This is a genomic window from Atopobium sp. BS2, assembly GCF_000565075.1.
In the GTDB taxonomy this organism is placed as follows: domain Bacteria; phylum Actinomycetota; class Coriobacteriia; order Coriobacteriales; family Atopobiaceae; genus Lancefieldella.
This window is the reverse complement of record NZ_JDFG01000048.1, coordinates 59,503-86,401: the sequence shown is the minus strand read 5'-3', so window position 1 is coordinate 86,401 and position 26,899 is coordinate 59,503. Positions and strand designations below refer to the sequence as shown.

Here is a 26,899-nt window from a genome sequence, read left to right as displayed (position 1 = left end):
ACGCTATTTGTCATTAAGTTTTTCTTTTATTAGTTTAACTAATCTAGCAGGTGTTTTTATGCCAAGCTTCTTTAAGATTTTTATTGCAGACATACTTTCTTCGACAATATAAAATATAATTGTGATTTGACCCATAGAAATAGGGCCGATTTTTGCGAGAAGGTCAAAAAGCGCCGAAAGTATAGCAACTCCCACAATAAGGAGTTTTTTCGTTATCACCGTTCTACTGAAATGTCTTTATCTGCCTACAGAAAAGGATATCGCGATGGACAGGTCAAAAGGGTTTTTTATCACGGTAATTTGCTTCGTATATTTTGTTATTTGCGTCCTGTCAGTGGTTTATTTCTTCTTCTCAAATTTCTCTTTCTTCTCACTTGATTATATTACTCCAGTGAGCTTTCTTGGCACTTTGTTAACAATACCGCAGGCATTATTTCTTATGTCTATTTTCATTCTAATAACTTCACTAATACTGTTGTCTAAAATAAAATCTATGGTTACTTTTTTTAAAAAAGCAACTTACCTATTTGCTGTTTATAATACCTCTGTTGCTTTTTGTGCAGCATTATTTTTATTCATTCCTTGCATCTTTTCCTGTCAAAATGATTATAAACCTGTAGTAAATACTGGAGAAATTTCATTATCCAGAGTTGTTTTACTTGAGGATTTTGATTTTGGAGGAGAAGAAACTCTCCACTTTTATGTTTTACGTTTTCCATTCGGCTTGGGAGAAAGTATAGCAACTATTAGGTTATATAGCGACTCAGTACCAACTAAAGATATTGAGTGGCTACTAGTTCATGAAAATAACCAATACGACATTACAACTACAAACTCAAATGCCGTTGAAACCCTAACAAGAAAAAATTTTTATCCCATACATACAAATCTTATCCGTCTATGAAATCATGAGTTGATGTTATTTCTCAAACTTGCAGAATGAGGTAATGAGATGCTTTCAAAGACTAATCGCCTTGTTCATTTACTAAGAGCGGCCATTTATTTAGCAACTCTCTTTCTGCTGTTCTATGCAAATGAATTCATTTCGTTCATAACATATCCCACTCCAGTGTGTTTTTTAGGAGTACTGTTTTTTAGACACTGGATGGTATGCTTTATTTTAGCGGCTATAGTCATTTTTTTAATCGTGTCGTCTCGCAGCTTTTTTGAGTCTTTAAACTATAGTAGAAAACTTGTACACACCGTTTTACAAACCATTGCGATAATACCTATGTCTGCATCGATTATATATATTCTTTTTACTGGGAGCTTTAACCCTCCAAGTATTAAATGGGTTCAATGTGACACCCCTAATCCTGAGACTCAAATTGCATGTATGACTTTTGCTAATGAATATTCAGATGATGTGTGGTTCTATTCAATGCCATCACTCATTTGCGAGGGAGAAAAAATTGGTGGGATTTATACACCTCCGCAAGAACCTGAAAAATCAGTCCTTTACTGTGACTGGCATGTCACCTGGAATAATGGAATCGGCCACATTACTACAAATCAAGAAGTTGAAAAAATAATCAATCAAGAACATGGGGACGATCCCTTGTTCATCATCTCAATGGGCAAGGGACAGTTCCAACTAACTCACTATCTTCATGAGGGCTAATTAAATAAAGACTTTCAATATGAAAATTGTCGAGCTCTCAAAAGTTATTCGTCCGTTCTTGGAATGTTAAATCATCAAGCGAGTATACAAAAGACTTCCCGGATTTGATCAGTTGATTTAACAGTTGGCGAGAAGGACCTCTTGTAGACTCTCAACCGATAGTCCAGCACGCGCAAGAATGTTGTGGTGAACATCTGCCTCCAAATACGTATCGGGCATGCCTAAACGTATTACCTGCGGACATGTGCCTGATGCGCTAAGCTGCTCGAGAACGGCGCTGCCAAATCCACCCAAAATGCTGTGCTCTTCAACCGTAATAATCACGTCAGAGTTCTGACAGATTTGCGTCAGAGAAGCGTCAAGTGGCCTGATATTCGACACACCGTAAACCTCGATGTTTGTCTGCGCGGCAGCGGCTTGCTCAGCAGCCACCTGCACTGAGGTAATCTGCCCTGCAGCTCTCTGAGCTGCCTCAACAACTCGGCTGGTTATCGCACCTGTTGTAAGAACGGTCACACGCCTCGGCTGAGTGACGGTCGTGACTTCAGTTGAGGCTTCAGCAGCCGCTGCTTCGGGCGTCGCTGCGCCGTCTGCGACTTCAAATGTCCCCGCCGCACCCACCGCGCAAGCCGACTCAAAGAGTTTCTCGACACCGGACGCATCAAAAACGTAACCATCTGGATGCAGATTGACGCCATCACACGAGGTCATACGCACGTAAGCTGGTCGGGGATGCTTTGCGAGGTCCATGAGCGTGGCCGCAAGCTGGGCATTATCGATCGGATTGAGCACGGAAAGCCCCGGGATGGTCCTGGTAATCGCAATGTCCTCCACAGCCATGTGAGATGGGCCTGTAGCTGCGGATTCGCAGCCAGCAGCAACACCTACAAGCACCACGGGCGACTTCATCATGCCAAGGTTGACTCGAATCTGGTCGAGCGTTCGTGAGGTCACAAACGTGGCATAGCACGGCGCAAAAACGTGGAAACCTTCATTTGCACAGGCAGACGCCACTTCAATAAGGTTCTGCTCTGCAATTCCACACTGGATGTAGCCGTCTGGTCGAAGCTCTCGAAAGCGATCTAGGTTCAAACGACGACCATAGTCGGCAACGGCAACAGTCAGCAGCTCGTCATCCTCGGCAAGCTTACCCATAACCCAGCCGAACACTTCCTTTGTATTCATACCCGCAAGCATCTGCGACTCTTCAGCCGAAATGCACGATGGCTGCAAAGATGTATCTAACATGAGCATGCCTCCTCTGCGACTTTCAGATCAAGCAATGCCTGTTCATAGAGGTCGTCCGTCACGCACGCGTCGTGGAACGAAACGTTATTCTCGGCAAATGAAAGTCCCTTGCCCTTGATGGTATGCGCGATAATCGCACGAGGCCTGGAAGTTTGCTGCTTTAATGCGTCGTACAGTGCAAGCACATCATGTCCGTCTACCTCGACAGACTCAAAACCAAACGCATCAAACTTTCTTGCAATTGAACCGGTGTCCAAAATGGACGCGCAAGGGCCGTCCAGTTGCATGCGATTCTGGTCAACAATGACCGTGACGTTGGAAAGCTGATTGTGGCCGATAAACGCGGCGCTCTCCCAAATGGAGCCCTCGTCACACTCGCCGTCACCCAAAATACAAAAAACGCGAGAAGGGAGATCTTTTCTACGAAGGCTTAACCCCAGGCCAGCGGCATAGCCCAAGCCCATGCCAAGGCTGCCACCAGAAATTTCAAAGCCACGCTGAGGGTCTCGCAGTGGATGCTTAAAGAGTACGGCATCGGGTCCAAAGACCCCGCGGTCAATATCCTCTTGAGAGATCATTTCTGCACGTAGAAGAGCTGGGAACAAAGCCAGCGATGTGTGAGCCTTAGAGAGAATCAAGCGGTCTCTGAGTTCCCACTCGCAATCCCTGTGGCCTACCTGCATAACCTTGTTCAAAAGCACGGAGACTATGTCTGCTACAGAACACGCGCCGCCAATGTGAAATGGCGTTGAGCTGTAGCGATGTGCCAGCTCGATAATGCCTCGACGCACTGCCAGCGCCTCGTGGTGCAAATCAAGTTCAAGCTGTTTTCGCTGATCAGAGTCTATTTCTGGAGAAGTCAGCGATGCACCCACGTGCTCTGACTGGCGAACAGAAGAGATGTCCAGAGGCCCAATAGAGCCATCTACCTGCTCAGATACGCCAACAACACTCTGATGCGGGGCAAGCCAAGTCTGGCTCCACTCAATGCAATTACCGTCGGACAGCTCGATTACCTGCTCAAGTACAAGCAAAGCCTCATTTGGAGAACACTGCAGGTAGTCGGCATGGTCTTTACCTGCAATTTGCGACTGATAGCGCATGCGAGAGCGCGCAATCTCTTTTTGAGAAGTTCTTTCGACCGCGTCAAAGAGCGACTCATTCTCAAAGTCTGCCTCTTCAAGCTGAGGACAAACAAGCAGGTTAGACCACGATTCCTGGCATACCACCGGCCTATCCGAGACACTCCTAACGCGACGCAAAAAGAGTACGTCAGAGCCAATGGGAATCTCCAGGTGCTCGGCAACGGCTTGATCTGCAGGAACCACCTGCTTAAACAGGACTTCAGTTCGATACTCAAAGCCACCATCTCTGAGTGCGGCTGCAAATGAAAGTACGGTATTTCCTGCCGCATGACGAACGGTGTTAGAGATAACCTGTGTTGCTCGACCCTTTTGAGTAAGCAACAAACCCTCTTTGACCAGGGATTGAATAGCTTTTCTGATGGTTCCTCTGCTCACGCCGTACTGCGCCATAAATTCGGCTTCAGACGGAATATACGTTCCTGCCTTCCAGTCTTCTGACAGAATTTTGACGCGCATCAAATCTGACAGTTGCACATGAAGAGGTGTAGCAGACGACGCATTGAGTCCTCCCCTGACCTGGGGAGATAGTGACTCTGCAGCTGCGCCCTCAGAAACTAAAACCGGAAAAACTCCTGTCTCAAATGACATAGGTCCTCCGAAATGAGTAAGAAATTAGTCATGCATACGTTAGGTACAAGACAAGTAGTATACAAGTTTCTGAAGGAGAACAGAATAGGAGTTATCTGACTTTTTATCTGTTATAACACCTCTTGAATTTGAGAGTTCTATTTGCTGATCAATAGAAAGAAAAGGCTTTTTCATAGCTTCTTCTTATGAAAAAAGCGGTTACACGATGGCAGCCGCTTTTTGGTCTCGGTTCCGTAGAATGTCAGTGAGACGTATCATTGCCAATAATCCTAACATTGCACAGACCTCTGTAAAGCGAATTATCAAAACTCAACAACACACTTTTTGTCCCACTTTTGTCCCCTGAGCCAACTGATGGGCTAAGTTCTACCAGGTCAAGAGCTATATACTCTTCACGCTCAAAAACGCCTGATACTTAAATATTTTCTGAATATACGCAGCTAAAAGGCTATTTATTCTGCAACAAAAGTGGTAGGGGCGGCGGGACTCGAACCCGCAAGACCGAAGTCGAGGGATTTTAAGTCCCCTGCGTCTGCCAATTCCGCCACGCCCCCGGATATGTTTAGCTATTATGCCACTACTTTTAATTCAGCGGGCGCAAAATTGGCTGCCAAATCACAGGCGACTGCTTTCCCTGGTGAACGGCAGCCGCGGTTATCACCAGACCAAAGAGCAGGTCACTTTCGCTTACTACCAGGTGTTTAAAGCCCGAATTTTTCATCAATTCTGCAAGCAAAATAGTTCCCGCAAGCATAACGGGTGCGCGCTTTGCCTGAAGTCCCGTTATGTCTTCTCGCTCCTTTAGCGTTTTGCTGGCGAGAAGCCCCTCTATCTGAAACACCTCGTCAAGCGAGATGTGGTTGAGGTGCACCTTTGACGGGTCGTACGGGTCAAGGTGGTCCCTGATGGCAATGAGGCTGGTTGCGGTTCCTCCAACACCCACTAAAAGCTCAGGCGCTGCACACTGCTGCTGAGCTCGCCCAATGGCCTCAGACATCATCTGAGCCGCCATTTTGTGAGCCCCATCAATGTCCTCAGCTGAAGGGTGATCTGACGACAGGTTAAAGCGCTCGGTCAGGCGTCTGCAACCAAGGTCAACGGACTCGACAAAGTTGATGTCGAGCTGCTGCCCCTCGAGCTGCTGGCCTCCAAGCTGCTGACCTGCGCCTTGGGCCGCAGGCTGGCCTGCCAGCGTGCCAACGACCAGCTCAGTTGAGCCGCCACCGCTGTCGGCAACAAGAATGCGATGATTCTCAAAATCGTGAGAGACACCCAGAAATGTGAGCGCACCTTCAATTTCACCTGGAATAATCATGGGTTCAAGTCCCAGCGAAGCTAGACCCATTCCCAGGTCAGGCGCATTTTCTGCATCGCGAGCAGCGCTTGTGAGCGTGCACACAACCGCCTCAGCACCCTCTTTTCTCGCGTAATCAACGTAGGAAGAAACGCAGCCAACGCAACGGTGAATTGCCTCAGGTAGCAGGCGCTTTGTCTTATCAACACCCTCGCCCAAATTGACAATCTCGGTGTATTTGGCCATGCGAATGACGCGACCGTCCTCTACCTGCGCAAGCGCAAGTCGAGCAGTTACGGTTCCAATATCAATTGCAGCTAGAAGCATTATTGTGAGTTCCCACTATCAGACTTTGAATTGTCGGCGCCGGACCCCTCAGAAGATCCGCCTTCTCCGGAGTTCTTCTGCTCGCGAGACTCTCCTGGAGCAGACGCAGACGTAGAATCGTCGGAGTTTGCGCTCTTAGGAGCCTCAGTATTGCCGGAATCGCCTGGTGTAAATCCAAAAATAAAGTCTCCCACCTTGATGTACCACGGATAATCAGGGTGCTGAACGGTATTCTCGTCCTTCTTTTTATCAAGGCCCTCTACGCGCGCAGATTCCTCGCCGCCAGAAACCAAGCCCTGCTTATGGGCCTCATCTATGATGCCCTCTTTTGTCTGCAGACCCTGAACCTCGGACTCAAGACGTTTTTGATCTTCCTCGAGCTTCTGCTGATTTAACAGCAACTCGTCATGCTCGCGAACAGCGTGGTAGTAGCCACGAATTGGCGGATACAAGCCCACAAGCAGGAAGATTACAACGCCGAGAAAAACGACAAGCTTGGTGTGGTTACGCGCAAAATCAAGTGCGTTGTCTTTAAGCTCTACCAGAGAAGCCACACTGAACTGCGGTTTATTGGTTCTTTCAGTCTTCTGTTCGCGCTCAGTCTTCTGACCGCGCTCGGACTTTTGTCCGCGCTCAGATTTCTGGTCACGCTCGGACTTCTGAGTCCTATCAATTCTCTTGACTTGAACAGTTCTTTTAGACTTAATGTCCTTGGAACTCTCCTGAGAAGATGTTTGTTTTGATGGCGCCGTGCCCTCTGACAACGCTGTATCTTTTGGAGCCGCCACAGATTTCTTTGCCACGGCCGACTTCTGATCAGATTGAGATTTCTCAGTTACCTGGGGTTTCTCGGCCTTTTTAGTTGAAAATATTTTGAGAGCACCAGAGGCATGCTCCGCGGTAGTCTCTTTAAGAGGCTCAACGGAACGCTTGGTGGGCGTTGTTTTTCTTTTTGTACCACTCTTTTTAGTGGTGTCTTGACTCATCACGGATCTCATTTCTGGTTTGTTTGGTGATGCGTCGCAACAAATTGCAACATCTTTATTATGGCAGAGGCAGCGCCGATAGCCCTGCCTCAGTTTGGAATTTCATCGTTTTACCGAATAGAAGTCGTCGCTCCAACGGCAAGTCGCAAGCTTTGCGGCACGTCGCACGTATTCGCTACAATCTGTGCAGCTTGCTTACGCGCCAAGATGACGTTTAGCCTCTTGCCACAAATCTTCTTGTAGCTCGGGTTTCTCGTCAAGCGAGAAGCCCCTCTCAGCAGCAGCTTTCTCCATGTACGACCAGCGAGAGCGGAACTTTCTGCAGGCGCTCATCAGTGCTTCTTCCGCATCAACGCCTTCCCAGCGAGCAACGTTTATCAGCGCAAACAAGATGTCGCCAAATTCGTCCGTTTTCTGCTGCGTACCTTGGGCTTCAGCGTCAAACTCCGCGCGCTCCTCAGCAACCTTGTCCCACACGTCATCGACAGACGCCCACTCAAAACCCATTTTTGCAGCACGCTTTGAAATCTTCTGCGCTTGCATGAGCGCAGGTAGAGACTGTGGAACCGAGTCGAGAAGACCCCCGGTGTGCACGGCATCTTCTGCACTGGCGCGCTCCTCAGCCTTGACGCTCTCCCACACGTCCAAGACGGCCGCGGCCGACGACGTAGAACCCGCTTCTGGCCCAAATACGTGCGGATGTCTCCGTACCAGCTTCTGGTTGAGCGCTCGACATACGTCGTCGATATCGAAGCCCGCTGCGCGGTCGCGCACCCCACTGCCTGCACTGGCACCGCTGTCAGACTCAATCTGCGAGTGAAGAACTACCTGTTCAAGCACGTCGCCAAGCTCTTCCTCAAGATGCTCGGGAGAGTCCTCAGCAATCGCCTCAACCGCCTCGTAGGCCTCCTCAATCATGTTCTTTGAGATGGACTGATGCGTCTGCTCCTTGTCCCAAGGACAACCGTCCTCCTGACGAAGTCGCCAGATGGTTCTAACCAGACGGTCAAACTCCGGATGTGTCTGCGGTGCTCCGGGACGAGCTTTTGTTTCTTCATCAACTGCGACAGCTAGCTGGGAGATCTTCTCGTCAGATGTCATAGAACTTACTGCTCCTCAGGGTACAGGAAATTCCAGTCGTTGCGCAGGCCGGTCATGAGCTCCATAACGTCCTTTGAGACCGCAAGCTGCGCCTGAGCAGAAGCGTCTCCTGCAACAGCGGACTCCAGATCTGCCAGTACGTACGCCAGAGCGTCAGCCGTGTGTCCTACCTGGACTTTCTCCTGTTTGCCGTCGTCAGTCCACGTAATTGTGGCAACGTCTGCGCGTGGGTACTCCATAATCTCAATAAAGGCCTTATCCGCGGAAATCATAGCGCGTTTTGGCTGCTTGGAATGAAGTGTCAACGCCAGAACAACCATCTGACCCTCGGCGTTTCTGAGTAAAATGCCGTCCGTCTGATCAACGCCGGTAGGGGCCGGATTCATCATGGAGAGCACGTCATGAGGCTGGCTCTTCAAGAAAAGACGAGCTAGTGTCAGCGAATAGACGCCAATGTCCAACAGGGCTCCGCCCGCAAGTTTGGGATTGAAGAAGCGATTCTCCATGTCAAACTCTTTGTAACTGCCAAAATTCTCCTGAATCAGGTTGACTGGACCAAACTCGCCAGCCTCCACGCGGCTAACCAGCTCTTTGTAGAGAGGCATGTGCAAAATGGTGCAGGCGTCCATGAGCTGAACGCCGTTTTGACGAGCAAGTTCTTCGGCCTCAAGCAGCTCAGCCGAGTTGAGCGTAATGGACTTCTCGCACAGAACGTGCTTGCCCGCCTGAAGTGCTTTGCGCAGGTAAATGATGTGCGTGTTGTGAGGCGTGGTCAGGTACACCGCGTCAATCTCGTCGCTGGCGAGAAGATCATCGATGCTGTCATACACGCGCTTGACGTGGTGTTTTTGTGCAAACGCGACGGCCTTCTCCTGTGTCCTGTTGGCCACGCCGTCGATGGTTCTTCCGACCGAAGCCAACGCCTCTGCCATCTGGTTTGCAATGACTCCGCAGCCAATAACACCCCACCTGAGGTGTGGCGCGGCAAAGATGGTGTCAACGGCGCTCGTAGCGTCCTGCGCGGCACTCTCGGCGTTCTGTGACGTTTGACCTGCTGTTTGGCTCATGTTTACTCCTCAACCTCGTCGTCGCCACCAAGCTCTTCAAGAACTCCCAGGGCAGCGGGCATCAGCTGTTCTTCATTGCGATGGAACGGATACGCCAGTTTATGCGTCTTTGGATACACAATAGCACCGCGACCCTTCAACTTAAGGGCTTGTTCGCGAGGAATTTCTACACCCAGATATACCAGGCGTCCATTTGTCAGGCTTACTGACGTTGCGCCCAAACGTTGCGCGCGGATGCGCACTCGGGCACGATCAAACAAGTTCTTACCCGCAAGAGGTAGGGCGCCAAAGCTATTCTCGGTATCTTGCTGAAGTGCATCAACATCGGAAAGCTCTGTAGCTGCGGCAAGACGGCGATACACCAAAACGCGTCGGTCAACCTCTGGCAGATAGTCCTCATCAAGATAGAAATCTGCAGGTAGATTGATGGTTACCTCGGCCTGCTCAAGCTCTGCGGACTCACCACGAGCCTCAGCAACTGCCTCGCCCAGCATCTGTGTAAAGAGGTCAAAGCCAACGCTGGAAAGGTTTCCGTGCTGCTCAGCGCCCATAAGAGAGCCGGCGCCTCTGATCTCCAGGTCACGCATGGCAATACGCATGCCGCTGCCCAGATCCTGGAACTCATTGATTGCAGTCAGACGCTCGGTTGCCTCTTCCGTCAGCGGCAACTCCGCCGGGAACATAAAGTACGCGTACGCCTGCTGCCTACCGCGACCAACACGGCCCTTGAGCTGGTACAGCTGAGCCAGTCCCAAGCGCTGTGAGTCCTCGATAATCAGCGTGTTAGTGTGCGAGTTGTCAATGCCGGACTCAATAATGGTGGTGGCCACCAAAACGTCAATCTCATGCTCCTGGAAGGCGAGCATGACGTTTTCTACCTCGCGAGCGCTCATCTGGCCGTGAGCCACACCCACGCGAGCTTCTGACGCGGCTTCCTCCACGCGAGCCACCGCTTCATCAATAGTGGTCACGCGGTTGGACACGTAGTACACCTGTCCTTCTCGCTCCAGCTCGCTTCTAATAGCTGCGGAAACAAGATCTGGGTTGTACTCGCCTACCATTACCTGAACAGGCTTTCTGCCAGGCGGCGGCGTCAAAATCAGGCTCATGTCGCGCACGCCACTCATGGCCATCTGCATGGTGCGCGGAATGGGCGTTGCCGAGAGCGTCAGCACGTCTACCTGCTCGCGCATGTTTTTGAGCTGCTCTTTGTGCTGCACGCCAAAGCGCTGCTCTTCGTCGATGATAACCAAGCCTAAGTCGTGCGGATTGACGTCAGCTGAGAGCAACCTATGAGTTCCTACCAGCACATCTACGGTTCCGTCCGCAAATCCCTCAAGCGCCCTTCGCTGCTGAGCAGGCGTGACAAAACGCGAAAGCACGCTTACCTTCAAATCAAACGGAGCAAATCGCGAGAAGAACGTCTCGTAGTGCTGCTGAGCTAAGATGGTAGTTGGGCACAAAATCATAACCTGACGAGCATCCTGGCATGCCTTAAATGCAGCTCTCAGCGCCACCTCTGTCTTGCCAAAGCCCACGTCGCCGCAAAGCAGACGGTCCATTGGCTTGCGCGCTTCCATGTCCAGCTTAATGTCTGCAACTGCGCTTTCTTGGTCTGGTGTCAGCTGATACGGGAAGCTAGACTCCATCTCCTCCTGAGCGGGAGTGTCCAGCGAAAACGCATAGCCCGGCACTGAAGCGCGACGCGTATAGAGGTCTACTAGGTCGAATGCCAGTTTCTTGGCAGACTTTCTTGCCTTGTTAGTAGCGCGCGACCAATCTGCCGTGTTAAGTCTGGTCAGACGTGGATTGTTGCCGTCAGGTCCCACATAGCGCGTAATGCGGTCAACCTGCTCCAGGGGCACATAGAGTTTATCGTCATTGGCATACTCAAGCAGGAAGTAATCACGCTCTCTACCTGCAACTTCTTGGCGCACAATAGCGGTAAAGTGCGCAATACCGTGCGTTGCATGGACAACGTAGTCGCCCGGCTTAAACGGGAACGTCACCGTTGTAGGGTCAATGCGCTTGGAGCGCTTTTTGTTGCGCGCGCTCCTGGCCGTCAAGTCCGAGACAGAAAGCACTGCTAGGTTAGCTGTAGGGATAATGATTCCGGCGGGAACAGGTGCATCGGTAAACGTGACGCGACCACGCTTGAGTGGCGCGTAAGCACCGTTTTGATCAGGTTCGTTTTCAAGCGCCGTACCCAGCGACTCCTCAAACGGAATGGACTCATCCGAGAAAAGCAACTTAAGATGCTCTCGCGCCGCACGATCGGGCACTGCAAATACCACGGCATCCCGGTCTTGCACCAGCTGCCTCACACGACCCAAAAGCTTTGTGTCTGAACCCGCAATAGACGGCTGCACCACAGAGAGCTCCGACGTTACCGCAGCTCCCGTACGTAGAAGTGACGAGAAGGACAAACGCTGCTGCGAGCCAAAGTCCATAGCCTTGGGGTCCGTATACAGACCATCTAGTTTCACTTTTGATGCTGTTGCGGATGCAGAAATTTCGTCAAAGGCACGCTGACAGTCATCAAAGAGCGAGCGTGGCTCCGCAAGAACAACCAGCGTCTTTGAAGAGATGTGCTCAAGAGGGCTGGCAGTGCCTCCGTACAACACGGGAAGATAGCGCTCAAGTGCAGGCGCCTGAGCTCCGCGCTGAATAAGCTCCAGGTCAGCAGCGAGTGCAGAGTTTTCTTGCGCGCGCGTGTAGAGCGCTTCTTCTGCGCGGCGGATGGTTTCTTTGGTAAACGCAAGCTCTCTAGCTGGGGCAACAGTCACCTCATCGATGGCACCGATAGTCTGTCCGGTTGCTGCCACCATGCGCCTGATGCGGTCAATCTCGTCTCCGAAGAACTCAATGCGTACAGGACTTGTAGCTTGAGCTGGGAAGATATCAACCGTATCGCCGTGAATGTGGAAGGTGCCTGGCGCATCTACCTCGCCTGCATCGGCGTATCCCATGCCGACGAGCAGCGAGGCCACATCCTCAAAGGGGACGTCGTCGCCAACGGTGAACGTCGCTGGAAGAAAATAGCCCGAACCAACAGGGGGAACTCTGCGCATCAGCGCGTGAGCACTTGCAACTACAATGACCTTCTCGCCAGCGGAAAGCTTGGCGATGGCGCGACACCTAGCTCCAATAAGAGCGTCGTCTGGTGTGGTATCCGACCAGGGACGATCTTTGCGGTTTGGGTAGCGCAGCACAGCGTCGTTTCCCAGCCACGCTGCAAGTGAGCGCGCCGTGCGATCCGCGGCGTCCTCTCCTGCAACGACTAGCAGGCACGGGCGGGGATTTTGCGCCCAAAGTGCAGCCAGCATCAGCGGACGAGCGCTTTGCGAGAGGGACAGCGTGGCGTCTGATCCGCGCGAAAGCTCTCGCTTCAGCTTCTCTAGCTCGGGCGCGCTCAGTAGTTGAGCTGCAACTCTATTGATAAACACACAGTCTCCCGCCATGCCGCTAAACCCACATGCAAACGCATGCGGGTTACACCAAACCTTGCTGGGCGCAGCTGCTGCGACGTCCGCCGTGACGCCCGGGGCGCAGTCGGCGGCCGGAGCGCAGCCGACGACGTCCTCCGCGCGCAGGCGCAGGTTTGATAACTTTTCAATTGGGCTGTTATTGTAGCTGTTATGCAGCTATTTTGCTATTCTCGCCTCACGTGATAACGTAACTACATACTGGGTACACATAGAAGGAATTGAGGAGAGGTTATGCCCAGAGAATCAAAGAAAGTCAAGGTAGAACGCGGCATTGAGCTGTGCCGACGCATGCACGAGCTCTATCCAAGCGTCCAGAGCGCGCTGGATTATCACGACGCGTTTACCCTGCTCATCAGCGTTATGCTTTCGGCGCAGACTACTGACGCCGCGGTAAATAAGGTCACACCCGAGCTGTTCCGCCGCTGGCCCGACGCACCGTCCATGGCGGCCGCCAATGCTGTCGAGGTCGGAGAGGTCATCCAGACCATCGGCTTCTGGCGCGCAAAGGCCAAGCACTGCGTAGAGACGGCGCAAATTCTGCTGACGGAGTACGGCGGAGAAGTTCCGGGCACCATGGAAGACCTGGTCACGCTCCCGGGCGTCGGTCGAAAGACTGCAAACATCGTGCTCAACAAGATGTTTGACGTGGTCGACGGCATCGCGGTGGACACGCACGTGTACAGGATCTCCAAGCGCATGCGCCTGAGCTCGGCTTCTACGCCGCTGGCTGCCGAGAAAGACCTGCTCGCACTTCTCCCCCACGAACTCTGGAAAGACGTCAACGAAGAGTGGATTCACTTTGGGCGAGAAACCTGCACCGCTCGCAACCCCAAGTGCGTCGGCTGTCCCATGAGCGACATCTGCCCTTCCTACGAGCAGCCCAACCGCTGGTTCAAGGGGTAGCACGGGCGCGAGCGCGAGCTGGAAGTTCCACATAACATGCAGGTCAGACCGGTGTTCACGCAGGTGGACACCGGTTTTTTGTACGGCGACAGCGTCGTGTGCGGACAAACTTGCAGGTCGGACGCGCGAAGCGCTGCTGCGGGCTCACGGGGTTTCTCGCCAGACGGGCTTTTCTCGCTTAGCGCACCATGCGAGCCTGAAAAGCGCATGAAGTCTGAGTACATTTACTCAGACATAACGAGAAAATCCGGCAAATAGCTCAGACTTGGTGAACTTTTCCGGCAAATTACTCAGACATGGCGAGAAAATCAGGCTCCATGAAAGATCGAACTCGGACGCGCTTCAAAGTCTGCCTGAAAAGTGCAAAGAATCTGTATTTGAGCCACCGATTCTTTGACAAAATCAGGCAAATCCACAGATTCTTTGCTGCTTTTAGGCAAATGTTACAGATTCTTTGCAGAAATCAGGCGCGACCCGAGCGCACGGCACGCCTGGCGAGAAACCCGTCTCGCCGCAACATCCACGCACAAAAATACCCACCAGCAAGCCGATGACCTGCTGGTGGGTACATTTTTAACGCACTAGAAGGCTGAGCTGCAACTCCGCACGGTCGTCGCAGCTCAGAGCACCTACAACTTAGTAGTTGAGGGACTGCTCCTCGAAGTATGCCTGTGGGTGACCGCAGACTGGGCAGATCTTTGGTGCAGATGCGCCAACGTGCAGGTGACCGCACTTGAGGCACTTCCAAACCTTGACACCCTCGCGCTCAAAGACCTCACCGGACTCAACGCGCTCAAGAAGCTTCTGATAGCGCTCCTCGTGAGTCTTCTCGATGTTACCGACAAGACGGAACTTAGCAGCGATCTCTGCGAAGCCCTCCTCCTCAGCTACCTTAGCGAAGTCAGCGTACATGGTAGTCCACTCGTAGTTCTCACCAGCAGCTGCGTCCTTGAGGTTCTCTGCAGTCTCTGGAATCTTGCCACCGTGGAGATACTTGAACCAAAGCTTAGCGTGAACTTTCTCGTTGCCAGAAGTCTCGGTGAAAATGTTGGAAATCTGCTGATAACCATCTTTTGCAGCCTGGGAAGCATAGTAGCTGTACTTGTTGGTAGCCTGGGACTCACCAGCAAAAGCTGCCTCGAGGTTCTTCTTTGTCTGAGAATTCTCAAAATCTACTGCCATTTTTTCTCCTCTCCCGCGCTAACGAGTGGCACGTTAACGCATGTCAAAGCGCTTGTGAGCGCGATGTTAAGCGCCTGGGTAGCGCCGTGTTACCTGTGGTGAACAAATGCAAATGATAATTATTAGCACTTATGTTCATATACTGACCCCTTCGTCAGCACTATGAATTATAACCATTTAGGGCAACCAGTATTCATCATTTTTCTGACAAAAGCCTTCCTTCGCAAGTTCTTCAAGTAAGCCAAGGGTAACCTGCTCATCAAGGGTTTCTCGCCCCGCATTGACCTCAATCTGGCAGAGCTCCTGGTGAAGCGTCTCAAACACCGCTCCTCCCTCGTCTTTGTGAGCGAGAAGAACGCGCAAGAGCTCGGCTCGCTTCTGTCGATGAGATCCCTCAAAGCGCGACTGCTTGACGTGGCTTTTGGACCTTCGCGAAGGATTGGGAATGGTTTTCTTAAGGTACGCGCCATAGTCGAGAAGGGCGTAGTACCAGCTACGTGGCGTGAGCTCCGTCTCGTCGGCCCCCGCGGCATCCGCAACGCTTGCAGGACACGTAAGCTCTACCAGCGGGACAAGCTCGGAGTCTGGTACGCCCTCTGCCTGCGGATACAGCTCGTGCAGGAAGACCGTGCGCACGTTAGTCTCCAGGTAAACACCGTGCAGGTTAAACGCAAACGCACGAATACCTGCCGCAGTTGCGGGACCAATACCTGGAAGCTTTACCAACTCCTTTGGATCTTGTGGAAAGACGCCGCCCGCCTCAGAAATTGCCTGAGCAGCTCGATGCACGGACAAAGCACGACGGTTGTAGCCCAGGCCCTGCCATTCTTCAAGCACGTCAGAGGGCGCGGCGGCAGCCAGCGCATCAACCGTTGGAAATCGCTCCAGCCACCTCTGCCAGCGGCCATCTACACGGCTGACCTGCGTCTGCTGAAGCATAACCTCAGAAATCCAGATAGCATACGGGTCATACGTGCGACGCCAAGGTAAATCGCGGTACAACTCGCGACCTTTCTTGGCTACGAACTCGACAAATGCACGCAGTTCCGGCGTGAGTTCTGATGCGGGTTCCACTTCGCCACTCATTTTTGTATGTGAGATTTTCTTATCGACCAATATTGAACTCGTAAGGCTTTTTCTCAGCAGAAATAACCTCACCATCAAGCAGATTGTCAAAGGTGCCGGCGGTAATCTCAGCCTCAATAGCGGCAGCGGCATTCTGGATAATCTGCTCGTTGCGCTGGGCGTTCTCATTCTTTACCAGCTGGAACTCGCCCACCATCTCTGGCATAAGACCCTCTACAACAACTTGATGCAGAGTCACGGACGCAAAGAAATTACGCAAGGTTTTCTCGGCACTGCACCAAAGAGGCCCAAAATAGCACGAATTATGGCGAGGACAAGGCTCATTATTAGGACCTGCCCACTCACAGCTAGAAATAAAAACAGGTCCCTGAACTGCCTCGACAATATCAAGAACGCTTACTTCAGTAGGATCAATGGCCAACATCATGCCACCGTGAGCGCCGCGCGTGCTAACAATCACGCCCGCGATGACCAGGTCATGCTGGATTGAGCGAGCAAAGGAGTATGGAATATCGTTTTCTTCTGCGGCGTCGCGAACAGAAAGAAGCTTCTTTGGGCTTCTTACCAGCGAAGAAAGCATGCGGATTGCATAGTCAGTTTTGCGCGAAATTTCCATTGGTTCTCCAAGTACCCCTCGTGCGTCCGCTTGAGGGACTGCTTTACTTACGTATCTGGCTTGTGACCAGGTCGGCCGTTGTTACAAGTTGATTCTTGCTATCGGTTCAAGTGCTGCTCTTAGTTCAGTCGTTGCTCTTAGTTCAGGTGCTGCTCTTAGTTCAATCTTTGCTACCAGTTCAAAATTTTCCATCCGCGCTTATTTGCAAGCCTGGCAAGCGTTGGACCAGGGCAAACGGCGCACGGCGTTTGAGCTGCCGACAAAAGCGTTGCGTCCGAGTAGTGATCGCCGTACGCGTACGCAATCTCCCAGTTGCCCTGGCCAAAACGCTGGTTACACCACTCAGTTGCCGAGACCAGCTTCTGAGCGCCCTCAATCACAGGACCGTCAACCTTGCTGGTATAGTGCCCGTCGGCTCCCACCTGCATCTTTGTGGCGAGAAACGCGTCCACTCCCAGCTTCTGGGCGGCCAATTCCGCGATAGGTTCAAACGTTGCTGAAACCAACAGCACGCAGCAACCCTCTGCCTGCCGACGACGCACCTCTTCCAGCGCCTGAGGGCGATACATCCCCTCAATTACCTCGCGATGAAAATCGTGCATGACGGCATTTGCAAACTCAACGCTATACTGCGTAAGTGCACCAACAACCAGCTCACGAGCCTCTTCTTGCCTTTGAGGAAGGTGCAGCTTGTAGCGAGCTCCCCACCACACAAGCTTGAGCGTGCGTGCAATTGAGGACAGATGGCGGCGGAGCAAATACGCAGAGAACAAGAGTCCTGACTGTCCAGAAATGACGGTTCCGTCAAAATCAAAAACAGCAATTTTCTTGATCAAATCTGAAGTGTGTTCTGTATTGGAAGATTCTGCGGATTTGGAACTTACGCTATCGCGTTGCGACAGCGCACCCAAAGTATTCTGATTCCGCACAATCCACCTCACTTTACCTCTGCTTTTAAATGTTCCTGTAGCAGAAGCACTTAGACACATTCTGATGTAAAGATATCATACAATGCTCTATTTTCTGACTTGGTTTCAATAAATTAAAGATGTAATTTAAATCTTTTATGCTGGACTTTTTTGGTAATGAAAAAGCCCTCCGAAGAGGGCTTGAACATGCAATGGCGGGATATGCGGGGCTCGAACCCGCGACCTCCGACGTGACAGGCCGGCGCTCTAACCAGCTGAGCTAATACCCCGGACGCCTTGTTGCGAATTGAAATAATACAGGGAACTTTTATTCTTGTCTAGCGTTATTTCCAACGAATTTAAAAATTTTCTTGAAAATAACCACTTGGCGAGAATATCCGCAGCTCAGAAACATGAACGCCCACTGGAAATCCACAATTTCTTCGCGTTGCTTTTACTGAAGAGCAACGCTGGTGGTGTTTCCTGTGGAATCGGTTACCTTAAGTGTAGTTCCGTCAAGCGTAGCTGCTGTGATAGTACCGTTTCCGCCAACAGCCTTGCCGTCCTTATCGGCAATAAGGGTTGGAAGCGAGCCGTCTACCAGGGCACATGCCACAACATCCCAGCCAGAATCGCGATTCTCTGGAACCAAAATGGTGTCGTTAAAAAGAATCAGGCTGGTAGGAGTTCCCTCAACCTCAAACAGAACGCTCTTAGTTCCCGAGTCACTGGTGCGAACAACAGCAGTTTTGCCGTCGCTTTGCTTCTCCAGAGAGTACTTCATACCGTGGAAGGTAACTGAGCCGTCAACTGCCTGCTCGTCTTGCTGTTTCTCGTCAGCGTAGGCGGACTGGGTCTGCTTTGGCTGCTGGCTTGCAGATTCACTCTTAGTGCTTGTAGCGCAGCGAACAATAAAGAACAGAGCAGTAAGCGCAACAATAGCTGCGACCACCAAGATGATGACCGATTTTCTATTTGGAGGTTCTGGCGTGTTATCGGCCTGTCGTGGGCTCTGAGGAATTTGTGCGCCCTGACCAGCACGAAGCGTTGAAATATTCTTCATGTCAACCGATGAAGCCTCAGGGGTCTTCTCGCCAGATGAACTTGTTCTCATGTGGTTTGCCATGCTTAAACCTCCCGACGTGCCTCAATTGCACGTCCCAATGTTACCTCATCTGCGTACTCAAGGTCTCCGCCTACGGGAAGTCCGCTTGCCAGTCGGGTAACCGTCATTCCAAGCGGATTGATAGTTCTGGAGAGGTACGTTGCAGTTGTTTCTCCCTCAACGTCCGGATTAGTTGCCAGAACTACCTCGGTAACGGTGCCATCAGCCAAGCGGGACAGCAACTCGCGCACGTGGAGCTGCTCGGGACCAATCTTGTCCATAGGCGAGATTACGCCGCCCAGAACGTGGTAGAGGCCGTGAAACGCACCGGTACGCTCGATTGCCGAGACATCCTTAGGCTCGGAGACCACGCAGATTTTACTGCGATCCCTGGAAGAGTCCAGGCAGATGTCGCATTCGTCACGCGTCGCATAGTTGAAGCAGATAGGGCAAAAATGCACCTGCTGCTTAAGCTCCAAGATAGCCTGCGCCAAACGGCGAGCCTCCTCGGAATCAACCTCTAGAAGATGGTAGGCTATGCGCTGAGCAGACTTTGGACCAATGCCTGGTAGTCGGCCTAACTCGTCAAGCAAGCGCTGCAGCGCACGACCATCATTTGTGGTATCAAACGCCATGGATTAGAACAGTCCTGGAATATTCAGCCCACCGGTTACTGCACTCATCTGGGCAGATGCCTGAGACTCTGCAGACTCAAGAGCATCGTTTACGGCTGCCAGAATCATGTCCTGGAGCATCTCGATATCCTCAGGATCAATTGCTTCAGGATCAATGGTGATGTTAGTCAAGCGCAGATCGCCGGATGCGGTTACCTTAACAGCACCGCCACCAGCACTTGCGGTTGCCTGCATAAGGGAAGCCTTCTGCTGAGCCTCCAGCAGTTGCTCCTGCATTTTGCGAGCCTGAGCCATCATCTGATTGCGGTTCATGCCGCCCATGTTAAATCCACCACGTGCCATATGTTCTCCTATCGTCGTATCTATTTTAGACAAGTTGCGCTTTTTGCGCTGGCGCATGAGGATCCATGCACCAAAGCGTCATATCGCGAGAATATCGCGAGAAGTTCTAGTTGTTTGCATGGTCTACGGGAGTTTCGGCATCCAGCTTCTTCTCTACCGACAAAGAAACCGCTGGTCCAAATACCTTTTCAAGCATGTCCGCCACGCTGTTGAGCTCTGATGGAAGCGCTGAACGAGCAGCAATATCCTCTGGTGAAGCTGGTGCTAGAGCTGGCTTTGGAGCCGGAACTGGTTCGGGTTCAGGCGCTGCGGGTGCAGGCGCTGCGGGTGCAGGCGCTGCAGGTGCAGGCGCTGGTGCAACTGGAGCTGCTGACACAGGAGCAGGTGCAACTGAAGCTGGAGCGGCATCTTCAGCGGAATCATCCAAAACCGCAGCTACATCGTCATCACTGTAAGGTACCTGATCGTAGTCAAGAGCCTCAGTAGACGCACTGCCAGACGCAGGCTCATCCCAAGGCATCGGATATGACGCCTCTGACGCTGGTGCAACGGGAGCTGCAGGTGCTGGAGCTGGAGCTGGAGCCGCAGATGCAACGGAAGCCGGAGCTGGAGCTGGAGCCGCAGGTGCAACGGGAGCCGGTGCTGGAGCAGGCGCGGGTGCAGGAGCCGGAGCTGTCTGAGCTGCACGTTTTTCTCGAGAGATTGCCGTTGCGGCAAGGCTCGACTCAACATATTTGATGCGACGCGGGCCCATAACCTGGGCAACGCACTCTTTTACAAACTCAGAAACTGCTGGCGCGCTGAGCATCCTCATAGCAAACGAAGAGCCCTTTGGCAGCGTAACTACCAGCTCAGAGCCATCGTCGGACTCAAGCGTTGAGCTGACCAGCAGGGCTGCATGAGCGGCGTTCTTAGACGCACAAACCTTGCCGACTTCTTTCCACTGTCTGACGAGAAGTGCGTCTGCCTGGTCAACTTCTTTTGGAGCAGGCGCAGGCGCTGGTTGCGGAGCTGGCGCGGCTGCGGGTGCTGGTGCAGGCTGCGGTGTTGGAGCTGGCGCAGATGCAGGCACAGCGACTGGTGCAGGTGCCGGAGCTGGAGCTGGCTCTGGAGTTGCAACTGGAGCGGGAGCCGCCTGTGGTGTGGGTGCTGAAGCCGCCGCTGGTGCGGATGCAGGGACGGGAGCGGGCGCGGCAATCGGAGCTGGCTGCGATACCGATGCAGGCGCGGAAGCTGCGGGTTTCTCGCCAACAGGAACAGCAACAACACCGTTTGCCAACTGTTGCTCAAGAACGGCTATCCTATCTGCTAGCGCTTCCAAGGAAAGCTCTGTGTTAGGACGTGCCAGCTTGGTGAATGCAACCTCCAGGACCAGTCGCTGGTTCACAGCGGTACGCATCTGATTGGCCGCGTCGCCCAAAACGGTCAGAACTCTGGAGAGCCTATCGACCGACCCAAAGGCCTGAGCTTCTTTGGTAAGCTGCTCGGTCGAAGCGGTGGAATTTGCCAGCGCTGGAGAATCAACGCCTACGGCTGCGGCAATGTAGAGATCTCTTACGTGGACGGCAAGCTCACGCGTAAACTGCAGCAGATCTTTACCACCTTCAAACAGCGTGTTTACCGTGGTAAAGAGCGAAGAAATGTCGCGCTGAGCCAGAGCCATCGCGGCATTGTTAATAAGAGAGCCGGACGACTGACCCAAAACGTCACGAACCGTCTGTTCAGAAATGACGCCGCCGCCATAAACGGAGAGCTGCTCAAGAGAAGAAAGAGCATCGCGCATGCCACCGCGTGCATGACGAACAATAAGATCAATAGCTGCGTCTTCGTAGGTAAAGCCCTCATTTTTGCAGACGTTGACCAGATGTTCTGCCATCTCGTCAGCGGCAATGGAGCGGAAGTCAAAGCGCTGCACGCGGGACAGAATAGTTGCAAGAATTTTCTGGGGATCGGTAGTACACATGATAAACGTCACGTGTGAAGGAGGCTCCTCCAACGTCTTGAGCAGGGCGTTAAACGCCGCCGAGGTAAGCATATGCACCTCGTCGATGATGTAAACCTTGCCCTTGCCACGCACGGGAGCGTAACTAGCGCGAGAAATAATCTCTTCTCGCACGTTATCAACGCCGGTGTTAGAAGCGGCGTCAATCTCAAAGACATCTGGATGCTGACCGGCAGCAATCAACTGGCAGTCCTCGCAAGTGCCGTCGGGCAGATGACCAGGAGCCTCATGGCAGAGGATAGCTTTTGCCAGCAAGCGAGCCATGGTGGTCTTGCCTGTGCCGCGAGGTCCGCAGAACAGGTATGCGTGGCTGAGCTTTTGCTCCAAGACCGCTCGCTCAAGGGTGCCGACCACATGCTTCTGGCCAACTACCTGCTCAAACGTTTGCGGGCGATACTTTGTATACAGTGATTCCATTCGTCCTCCGACGGCAGATTTTTCACTTTCAAGTATACCCTCTGAGTTGAGAGGGTTTCTCGCCAAACAAAAACGGGGCAGCCGAAGCCACCCCGATTCTGTACTTTGCGGTCTTTGCGCGAGCAAATACCTGCTACTCTGCAGCCTCTTCGGTTGCAGGGGCCTCGACCTCAGCCTCAGCCTCTGGCTCTGCAGCTGGTGCGTTCTTTGCGAACTCAGCAGCACGCTTTGCCTTCTCAGCAGCCTTAGCCTCAGCAGCAGCCTTACGAGCAGCCTCCTGCTCAGCAGCCTTAGCAGCCTTTGCCTCCTTGGCAGCCTTAGCAGCCTCAAGAGCAGCGTTTGCTGCGCCACCGAACTTGTCGGCGAAGCGCTGGACACGTCCACCAGTATCGACAAGCTTCTGCTGACCCGTATAGAATGGGTGGCACTTGTCGCAGAGGTCAAGACGCATCTCTGGAACAGTTGCGTGTGTGGTCCAGGTGTTTCCGCAGGTGCAACGAACGGTGCACTCTACGTACTCTGGATGAATACCTTGCTTCATGCAGGACTCCTTACATCGGCTCTGGTTTCCGACCAGAGCAGGGGCGTCTTTATGAGCACGTGCTCAATCAAGACAATAAGCTGAAAAAGTATAGCAGAACAACCCTTCTGTTGCTAGAAGCAGTTGGCGAGAAATTCACATTTTGTGCAGATAATTCTTGTGTGTGACAACTGTGCAACAACTATGCGACAACTGCGAAACAACTTTTTTCTTCCTCACGACAACTTTAGAGATGCGCCCAATGGGCTAAAATCCAATACGTCATAAAAAGCTGGTCTACAGCCCTCGGAGGCATAATGTTTTTATCGATTGATGTGGGTAACACGCAAACTGCCATTGGTTTATTTGACAGCGAAGGCACTATGGTGCGCGGCTGGAGAATGCCTACCGATCAAAGCGACACCTCCGATATTTTGCACGGCCGTCTCTTCACGTTCTTCCAGAAAGATGGACTGAGCTTAGACGACGTTGAGGCAGGCGGACTCTCGTGCGTGGTTCCTGTTATCACACGTGCTTGGCAGCGCTGCTTTGAGCTGCTGCTTAACAAGCCTCTGACCCGCATTAACGCGCTTTCCACGGATAAGATTCGCTTCAATATCCCCCACCCCGAGCTTGTTGGTGCCGACCGCGTAGCAAATTCCGTTGCCGCAACTGAGCGCTATGGTTATCCGGTTATTGTGGTTGATTTTGGCACTGCGACCAATTTGGACGTTGTTGATAAGGACGGCGTATTCCGCGGGGGCGCTATTTCACCAGGTATTATGATCTCTGCAAACGCACTGTTTGCGCGTGCAGCCAAGCTCTCCAGCATTCCTATTAAGGCGCCTGAGACCGTCTTGGGCAACACTACCGAAAGCGCTGTTCAGGCAGGTATTGTGGTTGGTGCTGCAGCTCAGGCCGAAGGCCTAGTTGCCAGAACGCTCAAAGAGCCTGGTATTGAGGGCGCAACCGTTATTGCAACGGGTGGCCTGGCAAATACCGTCAGCGAAGCAACAGATGTCTTTGACGTAGTTGATCCGCAGCTCACCATGCGTGGCATTTATCTGATTTGGAAGCAGTCCACTCAAGCCGCCAAATAATTGACGCCGCAGCCGCGTTACCGCAGATAAACCAGCGGTTAAACTGCTGGCACAACAGAAGCTTCGTCCTCACTTACAAGGATTTCTTTACCGTCCTGGTCAACAAGGATGGCATGACCCCACACGTCAATGCCGCCAAATCGAGCGGTCAGCGCAACGTTACCACTGGGGTATACCTTATTGACCTGCTGTCCAAGCAGAGGAACCATATCAAAGTAGTCGCTCAGAATCAGTGCGATTGGCCCCGCAAAGCTCCTTGCACGCTTAACCTGTTGCTCCCACGCACTTACACTCTGGACCACCAGCTCAGATACTTTTTTGGCGAGAAGCTCTGTGTTGTCTGCAACATAAAACGCTAAGCTCAGCGCCTTAGCGTCTGTGACAACGCTTACCACAGCAAACATGCCCTCTTGATAGCCTGCGGTTGCCTTGATTGAGGCAACAACCTGGTCTTTATAGCAGATATCGTAAGGCCAGCGGATACCAAAGCCCTCATCTGCGGCTCGCAAGAACTGACAGAGCCCCAGCGCCACAACGTACGGAACCGCTGGTACATAGGGCATCGAGACCCCTAGGCGCACAACAGTTGCAACCTCAAAGGGTTTCTCGCCAGATGATGGGCGCGCTGATGCCGGCGCGCAAGCCGATTCGGAGCAGTCATCTTGGCTCTGATCAGCACATTCCTGCACGTCAGAGATGCGGAATACAAACTCACCCGTTTGTGCGCCACCACGTGCTAGCTCCAGAGCTTCTTGTGCTACTCCCACGTAATGGCTCCCAAGTCCTCGGTTACATGACCAACACGCTGGTCAGGAGGGGCAATCTCTACGCCGCCGTGCGAGAAGAAGCGCACCGGATCATGCATCAGGTCCTCCATTGGAACAAGCACATAATCGCGCTCGCCCATGCGTGGATGAGGCAGAGTAAGGTGTTTACCTGCATGTTGTTCACCCTCAACCCACAGAAGGTCGCAGTCAATAGTGCGAGGTCCATGGCCCTCCTCGCCTTTCTTGCGTGTGCGGTTGAGAGCGTTCTCTACCTCAAGCAGTTTGTCCATCAGCACCAGAGGATGGAGCTCAGTTCTAATCTCGGCAACGGCGTTTACCACGGGTGTAGCAATACCGTATGCAGGCTCAGTTTCGTAGGCGTGGCTGAGAGAAACAACACAGGTCAGCGGAATCTCATCGATGAGCTGCGTTGCGCGGGCCAGATAGCCCACGCGGTCGCCCACGTTGGAGCCAAGCGCCACAAATCCCTGGCGAGGATCGCGCTCGGTCATGGCCCAGTAGGCGTTGATAGCCTGAGCGGTTCCGGTAACATCGTGAACGCGCAGGATACGGGCACCGTTGGTGATAGCGGCAATGCAAATTGCGTGCGTAGCTGCGTCGCGCTGCGTGGCCTCAGTTACGCCAGAAACAGCACCAACAAAGCGCTTTCTGGACACGGCGCAAAGCAGCGGATATCCCATAGAAACCATCGAACGAGTAGCACGCTGAATAACAACGTCCTCGTCGGCAAACTTGTCAAAACCCGGACCTGGGTCAATGCAGATACGGTCCTTGGAAACGCCAGCGCGCATCAAGCCGCGAGCCTGGTCGCCCAAAAAGCCCATAATCTGGCGCATGATAGGTGCCTCTTCGGGCAAGGTAAAACGGCGCTGCGAGCTCAGCGTGCGTGTCTCGGCTCCTGTAGCTGCGGCTCGAGCAGCCGCGCTGCCTGTAGGGCGAGAAGGGCGCATGTCGTCCAGCTGCACCTGCTTGCGCTCAACACGAGCTCCAAGGCCGTCCTTATTCCAGTGCATCACAATGCAGCCGCAGTCAGACTCCGCAGCTACAGCAACCATTTCTGGATCGGTGAAGCCGGAAACGTCATTGATGATGGATGCTCCAAGACGCACGCACATCTTTGCCACCTCGGCATGGCGCGTGTCAATGGAGACAATTGCTCCAGCAGCTACCAACGCGCGCACCACAGGTACTACGCGCTCAGCCTCTTCTGTAGGCAGAACAGGCGTGTGACCTGGGCGAGTAGACTCTCCCCCAACGTCAATGATGTCGGCGCCCTCATCCAACATCTGCAATCCACGTGCAATTGCAGCCTCTGGATCAAAGTTCTTTCCGCCATCAGAGAACGAGTCTGGAGTGACATTGAGAACGCCCATGATTCTAGGACGTGCCAACGAGATAGTGTGAGTTCCACATTGCCAGGTGTTGTAGCTTTGACGAAGCATGAATCCTCCTTGCCAGCTATGAATGTTTCTATTGTAGCGGTATTGGTGGCGACTAGTCGTATACCATGGATTTATTGAAAGTTTATTGCCGCAAACGCACCGCTCGACGCCGTAACTGGAGTATGAGATGTGCATCACTCGCGGCTGCTGTGATATGTATCCGCTGCAACCAAACTACCAGGTCGCAGCATGAAAGAGGAGCTATGAGCGATACTCAAGAGTACAAACTGATTTCCTGGAACGTCAACGGTCTGCGCGCTGTGCTTAAGAAAGAGCCTTCGTTCACGGAAATTTTTGAAACCATAAACGCTGATGTATTTGCCCTTCAAGAAACTAAGCTGCAGGAAGGACAGGTTGAGCTAGACCTCCCCGGCTATGTTCAAACCTGGAACTACGCAGATAGAAAGGGGTATTCGGGCACAGCGGTTTTCTCGCGAGAAACCCCTCTGCAGGTAATTCGCCAGATTGGATGCCCCGTTGCTGACGACGAGGGCCGCGTCTGTGCGCTGGAGTTTGAGAAGTTCTGGTTTGTGTGCGTGTACACGCCAAACTCAAAAGACCAGCTTGCGCGCTTAGACGAGCGTCTTGAGTGGGATCAGCACTATCGTGAGTTTTTGGCTGAGCTGTCTGAGAAAAAACCAGTGATTACCTGCGGTGATTTTAACGTTGCTCACAACGAGATTGACCTTAAGAACCCTTCATCTAACAGGCAAAACGCAGGATTTTCGGATGAGGAACGCGAGAGCTTTACCAAGCTTTTGGACGCGGGTTTTACCGATACATTTAGGTATCGCCATCCCGACATGACCGGCGCTTACAGCTGGTGGAGCTACCGCTTCAACGCCCGCAAGAACAACGCCGGCTGGCGCATCGACTACTTCCTGGTCTCCGATCGCATTGCTGAGCAGATCAAAAGCGCATCCATCTTGAGCGAGGTCTACGGCAGCGACCACTGTCCCGTCGAGCTGAGTATTGAGCTGTAGATCGT

General features: G+C 52.5%; 24 protein-coding genes and 2 tRNA genes. 5 read left to right on the top strand and 21 right to left on the bottom strand.

Going from position 1 to position 26,899, the window contains the following annotated elements; genetic code table 11:
• Positions 1-3: 3 nt before the first annotated feature.
• Positions 4-219, bottom strand: coding sequence for a phage holin family protein (locus tag HMPREF1492_RS07055; protein WP_035437442.1), 216 nt, complete (start codon positions 217-219; stop codon positions 4-6).
• A gap of 46 nt (positions 220-265) precedes the next feature.
• On the opposite strand from HMPREF1492_RS07055, the gene HMPREF1492_RS07050 reads away from it, so the two are divergent.
• Entirely contained in the window at positions 266-904 is a 639-nt protein-coding gene (locus HMPREF1492_RS07050) for a hypothetical protein (RefSeq protein WP_035437440.1), read from the top strand.
• Between the two features lie 48 nt (positions 905-952).
• Positions 953-1,621 carry a hypothetical protein gene (locus tag HMPREF1492_RS07045; RefSeq protein ID WP_035437437.1) on the top strand — a complete coding sequence of 223 codons (669 nt, stop codon included), beginning with the start codon at positions 953-955 and terminating at the stop codon, positions 1,619-1,621.
• 117 nt (positions 1,622-1,738) lie between these two features.
• Here the strand turns inward: HMPREF1492_RS07045 and HMPREF1492_RS07040 are convergent, their stop codons facing one another.
• From HMPREF1492_RS07040 to mfd, 8 genes are all read right to left on the bottom strand, one after another.
• Positions 1,739-2,869, bottom strand: a complete 1,131-nt coding sequence (locus HMPREF1492_RS07040; RefSeq protein WP_035437435.1) for a transketolase family protein — start codon at positions 2,867-2,869, stop codon at positions 1,739-1,741.
• The gene (locus HMPREF1492_RS07035; protein WP_035437432.1) at positions 2,863-4,602 is read right to left on the bottom strand and encodes a UTRA domain-containing protein; all 1,740 of its coding nucleotides are present in this window, start codon (positions 4,600-4,602) and stop codon (positions 2,863-2,865) included. The genes HMPREF1492_RS07040 and HMPREF1492_RS07035 overlap by 7 nt, the downstream gene beginning before the upstream one ends.
• A gap of 469 nt (positions 4,603-5,071) precedes the next feature.
• A tRNA-Leu gene (locus tag HMPREF1492_RS07030) sits at positions 5,072-5,156 on the bottom strand.
• Positions 5,157-5,185: 29 nt separating this feature from the next.
• Positions 5,186-6,223 carry a Ppx/GppA phosphatase family protein gene (locus HMPREF1492_RS07025; protein ID WP_035437429.1) on the bottom strand — a complete coding sequence of 346 codons (1,038 nt, stop codon included), beginning with the start codon at positions 6,221-6,223 and terminating at the stop codon, positions 5,186-5,188.
• Positions 6,223-7,209, bottom strand: coding sequence for an FtsB family cell division protein (locus HMPREF1492_RS07345; RefSeq protein ID WP_051479449.1), 987 nt, complete (start codon positions 7,207-7,209; stop codon positions 6,223-6,225). Before HMPREF1492_RS07345 ends, HMPREF1492_RS07025 begins: the two co-directional genes overlap by 1 nt.
• Positions 7,210-7,404: 195 nt before the next feature.
• The gene (gene mazG / locus HMPREF1492_RS07015) at positions 7,405-8,310 is read right to left on the bottom strand and encodes a nucleoside triphosphate pyrophosphohydrolase (RefSeq protein ID WP_035437426.1); all 906 of its coding nucleotides are present in this window, start codon (positions 8,308-8,310) and stop codon (positions 7,405-7,407) included.
• Between the two features lie 5 nt (positions 8,311-8,315).
• Complete coding sequence (locus tag HMPREF1492_RS07010; RefSeq protein ID WP_198014355.1) at positions 8,316-9,377, bottom strand: Gfo/Idh/MocA family protein; 1,062 nt, start codon at positions 9,375-9,377, stop codon at positions 8,316-8,318.
• Between the two features lie 2 nt (positions 9,378-9,379).
• Positions 9,380-12,823 (bottom strand): transcription-repair coupling factor, encoded by a 3,444-nt coding sequence (gene mfd, locus HMPREF1492_RS07005; protein WP_035437423.1) that lies wholly within the window; start codon positions 12,821-12,823, stop codon positions 9,380-9,382.
• A 273-nt stretch (positions 12,824-13,096) separates the two neighbouring features.
• On the opposite strand from mfd, the gene nth reads away from it, so the two are divergent.
• Positions 13,097-13,768 (top strand): endonuclease III, encoded by a 672-nt coding sequence (nth, locus tag HMPREF1492_RS07000; RefSeq protein ID WP_035433056.1) that lies wholly within the window; start codon positions 13,097-13,099, stop codon positions 13,766-13,768.
• A gap of 636 nt (positions 13,769-14,404) precedes the next feature.
• On the opposite strand, the gene rbr is transcribed toward nth, so the two are convergent.
• From rbr to rpmE, 10 genes are all read right to left on the bottom strand, one after another.
• On the bottom strand, positions 14,405-14,950 hold the full coding sequence (rbr, locus tag HMPREF1492_RS06995) for a rubrerythrin (protein WP_035437419.1): 546 nt from the start codon (positions 14,948-14,950) through the stop codon (positions 14,405-14,407).
• Between the two features lie 177 nt (positions 14,951-15,127).
• Complete coding sequence (locus HMPREF1492_RS06990) at positions 15,128-16,036, bottom strand: HhH-GPD family protein (protein ID WP_051479448.1); 909 nt, start codon at positions 16,034-16,036, stop codon at positions 15,128-15,130.
• 19 nt (positions 16,037-16,055) lie between these two features.
• On the bottom strand, positions 16,056-16,652 hold the full coding sequence (locus HMPREF1492_RS06985) for an RrF2 family transcriptional regulator (RefSeq protein WP_035433047.1): 597 nt from the start codon (positions 16,650-16,652) through the stop codon (positions 16,056-16,058).
• A gap of 170 nt (positions 16,653-16,822) precedes the next feature.
• Positions 16,823-17,581: an HAD family hydrolase gene (locus tag HMPREF1492_RS06980; protein WP_232215634.1), complete on the bottom strand. Its 759-nt coding sequence runs from the start codon at positions 17,579-17,581 to the stop codon at positions 16,823-16,825.
• Positions 17,582-17,773: 192 nt separating this feature from the next.
• Positions 17,774-17,850: transfer RNA gene (locus tag HMPREF1492_RS06975), tRNA-Asp, on the bottom strand.
• A 164-nt stretch (positions 17,851-18,014) separates the two neighbouring features.
• Positions 18,015-18,686 (bottom strand): hypothetical protein, encoded by a 672-nt coding sequence (locus tag HMPREF1492_RS06970; protein WP_035437415.1) that lies wholly within the window; start codon positions 18,684-18,686, stop codon positions 18,015-18,017.
• A gap of 2 nt (positions 18,687-18,688) precedes the next feature.
• The gene (gene recR / locus HMPREF1492_RS06965; protein WP_035437413.1) at positions 18,689-19,300 is read right to left on the bottom strand and encodes a recombination mediator RecR; all 612 of its coding nucleotides are present in this window, start codon (positions 19,298-19,300) and stop codon (positions 18,689-18,691) included.
• 3 nt (positions 19,301-19,303) lie between these two features.
• Positions 19,304-19,642 (bottom strand): YbaB/EbfC family nucleoid-associated protein, encoded by a 339-nt coding sequence (locus tag HMPREF1492_RS06960; protein WP_012808212.1) that lies wholly within the window; start codon positions 19,640-19,642, stop codon positions 19,304-19,306.
• Between the two features lie 106 nt (positions 19,643-19,748).
• A complete protein-coding gene (dnaX, locus tag HMPREF1492_RS06955) occupies positions 19,749-22,061 on the bottom strand; it encodes a DNA polymerase III subunit gamma/tau (RefSeq protein ID WP_035437411.1) in 2,313 nt (770 codons plus the stop codon).
• Positions 22,062-22,194: 133 nt separating this feature from the next.
• Entirely contained in the window at positions 22,195-22,602 is a 408-nt protein-coding gene (gene rpmE / locus HMPREF1492_RS06950; protein WP_035433039.1) for a 50S ribosomal protein L31, read from the bottom strand.
• 296 nt (positions 22,603-22,898) lie between these two features.
• Between rpmE and HMPREF1492_RS06945 the strand changes: the two genes are divergently transcribed.
• On the top strand, positions 22,899-23,681 hold the full coding sequence (locus tag HMPREF1492_RS06945) for a type III pantothenate kinase (protein WP_035437408.1): 783 nt from the start codon (positions 22,899-22,901) through the stop codon (positions 23,679-23,681).
• A 38-nt stretch (positions 23,682-23,719) separates the two neighbouring features.
• Here the strand turns inward: HMPREF1492_RS06945 and HMPREF1492_RS06940 are convergent, their stop codons facing one another.
• Both HMPREF1492_RS06940 and folP read right to left on the bottom strand, forming a co-directional pair.
• Positions 23,720-24,448: a hypothetical protein gene (locus HMPREF1492_RS06940; RefSeq protein ID WP_035437405.1), complete on the bottom strand. Its 729-nt coding sequence runs from the start codon at positions 24,446-24,448 to the stop codon at positions 23,720-23,722.
• Positions 24,439-25,911: a dihydropteroate synthase gene (gene folP, locus HMPREF1492_RS06935; RefSeq protein WP_035437402.1), complete on the bottom strand. Its 1,473-nt coding sequence runs from the start codon at positions 25,909-25,911 to the stop codon at positions 24,439-24,441. Before folP ends, HMPREF1492_RS06940 begins: the two co-directional genes overlap by 10 nt.
• A gap of 203 nt (positions 25,912-26,114) precedes the next feature.
• On the opposite strand from folP, the gene HMPREF1492_RS06930 reads away from it, so the two are divergent.
• Positions 26,115-26,894 carry an exodeoxyribonuclease III gene (locus HMPREF1492_RS06930; protein ID WP_035437400.1) on the top strand — a complete coding sequence of 260 codons (780 nt, stop codon included), beginning with the start codon at positions 26,115-26,117 and terminating at the stop codon, positions 26,892-26,894.
• Positions 26,895-26,899: the final 5 nt, after the last annotated feature.

What these genes read in the sequence shown, in the direction of transcription:
- HMPREF1492_RS07050 (WP_035437440.1), top strand. Translation starts at nt 266, where the DNA reads ATGGACAGGTCAAAAGGGTTTTTTATCACGGTAATTTGCTTCGTATAT.
- HMPREF1492_RS07045 (WP_035437437.1), top strand. Translation starts at nt 953, where the DNA reads ATGCTTTCAAAGACTAATCGCCTTGTTCATTTACTAAGAGCGGCCATT.
- HMPREF1492_RS07040 (WP_035437435.1), bottom strand. Translation starts at nt 2,869, where the DNA reads ATGTTAGATACATCTTTGCAGCCATCGTGCATTTCGGCTGAAGAGTCG.
- HMPREF1492_RS07035 (WP_035437432.1), bottom strand. Translation starts at nt 4,602, where the DNA reads ATGTCATTTGAGACAGGAGTTTTTCCGGTTTTAGTTTCTGAGGGCGCA.
- HMPREF1492_RS07025 (WP_035437429.1), bottom strand. Translation starts at nt 6,223, where the DNA reads ATGCTTCTAGCTGCAATTGATATTGGAACCGTAACTGCTCGACTTGCG.
- HMPREF1492_RS07345 (WP_051479449.1), bottom strand. Translation starts at nt 7,209, where the DNA reads ATGAGTCAAGACACCACTAAAAAGAGTGGTACAAAAAGAAAAACAACG.
- mazG (WP_035437426.1), bottom strand. Translation starts at nt 8,310, where the DNA reads ATGACATCTGACGAGAAGATCTCCCAGCTAGCTGTCGCAGTTGATGAA.
- HMPREF1492_RS07010 (WP_198014355.1), bottom strand. Translation starts at nt 9,377, where the DNA reads ATGAGCCAAACAGCAGGTCAAACGTCACAGAACGCCGAGAGTGCCGCG.
- nth (WP_035433056.1), top strand. Translation starts at nt 13,097, where the DNA reads ATGCCCAGAGAATCAAAGAAAGTCAAGGTAGAACGCGGCATTGAGCTG.
- rbr (WP_035437419.1), bottom strand. Translation starts at nt 14,950, where the DNA reads ATGGCAGTAGATTTTGAGAATTCTCAGACAAAGAAGAACCTCGAGGCA.
- HMPREF1492_RS06990 (WP_051479448.1), bottom strand. Translation starts at nt 16,036, where the DNA reads ATGAGTGGCGAAGTGGAACCCGCATCAGAACTCACGCCGGAACTGCGT.
- HMPREF1492_RS06985 (WP_035433047.1), bottom strand. Translation starts at nt 16,652, where the DNA reads ATGGAAATTTCGCGCAAAACTGACTATGCAATCCGCATGCTTTCTTCG.
- HMPREF1492_RS06970 (WP_035437415.1), bottom strand. Translation starts at nt 18,686, where the DNA reads ATGGCAAACCACATGAGAACAAGTTCATCTGGCGAGAAGACCCCTGAG.
- recR (WP_035437413.1), bottom strand. Translation starts at nt 19,300, where the DNA reads ATGGCGTTTGATACCACAAATGATGGTCGTGCGCTGCAGCGCTTGCTT.
- HMPREF1492_RS06960 (WP_012808212.1), bottom strand. Translation starts at nt 19,642, where the DNA reads ATGGCACGTGGTGGATTTAACATGGGCGGCATGAACCGCAATCAGATG.
- dnaX (WP_035437411.1), bottom strand. Translation starts at nt 22,061, where the DNA reads ATGGAATCACTGTATACAAAGTATCGCCCGCAAACGTTTGAGCAGGTA.
- rpmE (WP_035433039.1), bottom strand. Translation starts at nt 22,602, where the DNA reads ATGAAGCAAGGTATTCATCCAGAGTACGTAGAGTGCACCGTTCGTTGC.
- HMPREF1492_RS06945 (WP_035437408.1), top strand. Translation starts at nt 22,899, where the DNA reads ATGTTTTTATCGATTGATGTGGGTAACACGCAAACTGCCATTGGTTTA.
- folP (WP_035437402.1), bottom strand. Translation starts at nt 25,911, where the DNA reads ATGCTTCGTCAAAGCTACAACACCTGGCAATGTGGAACTCACACTATC.
- HMPREF1492_RS06930 (WP_035437400.1), top strand. Translation starts at nt 26,115, where the DNA reads ATGAGCGATACTCAAGAGTACAAACTGATTTCCTGGAACGTCAACGGT.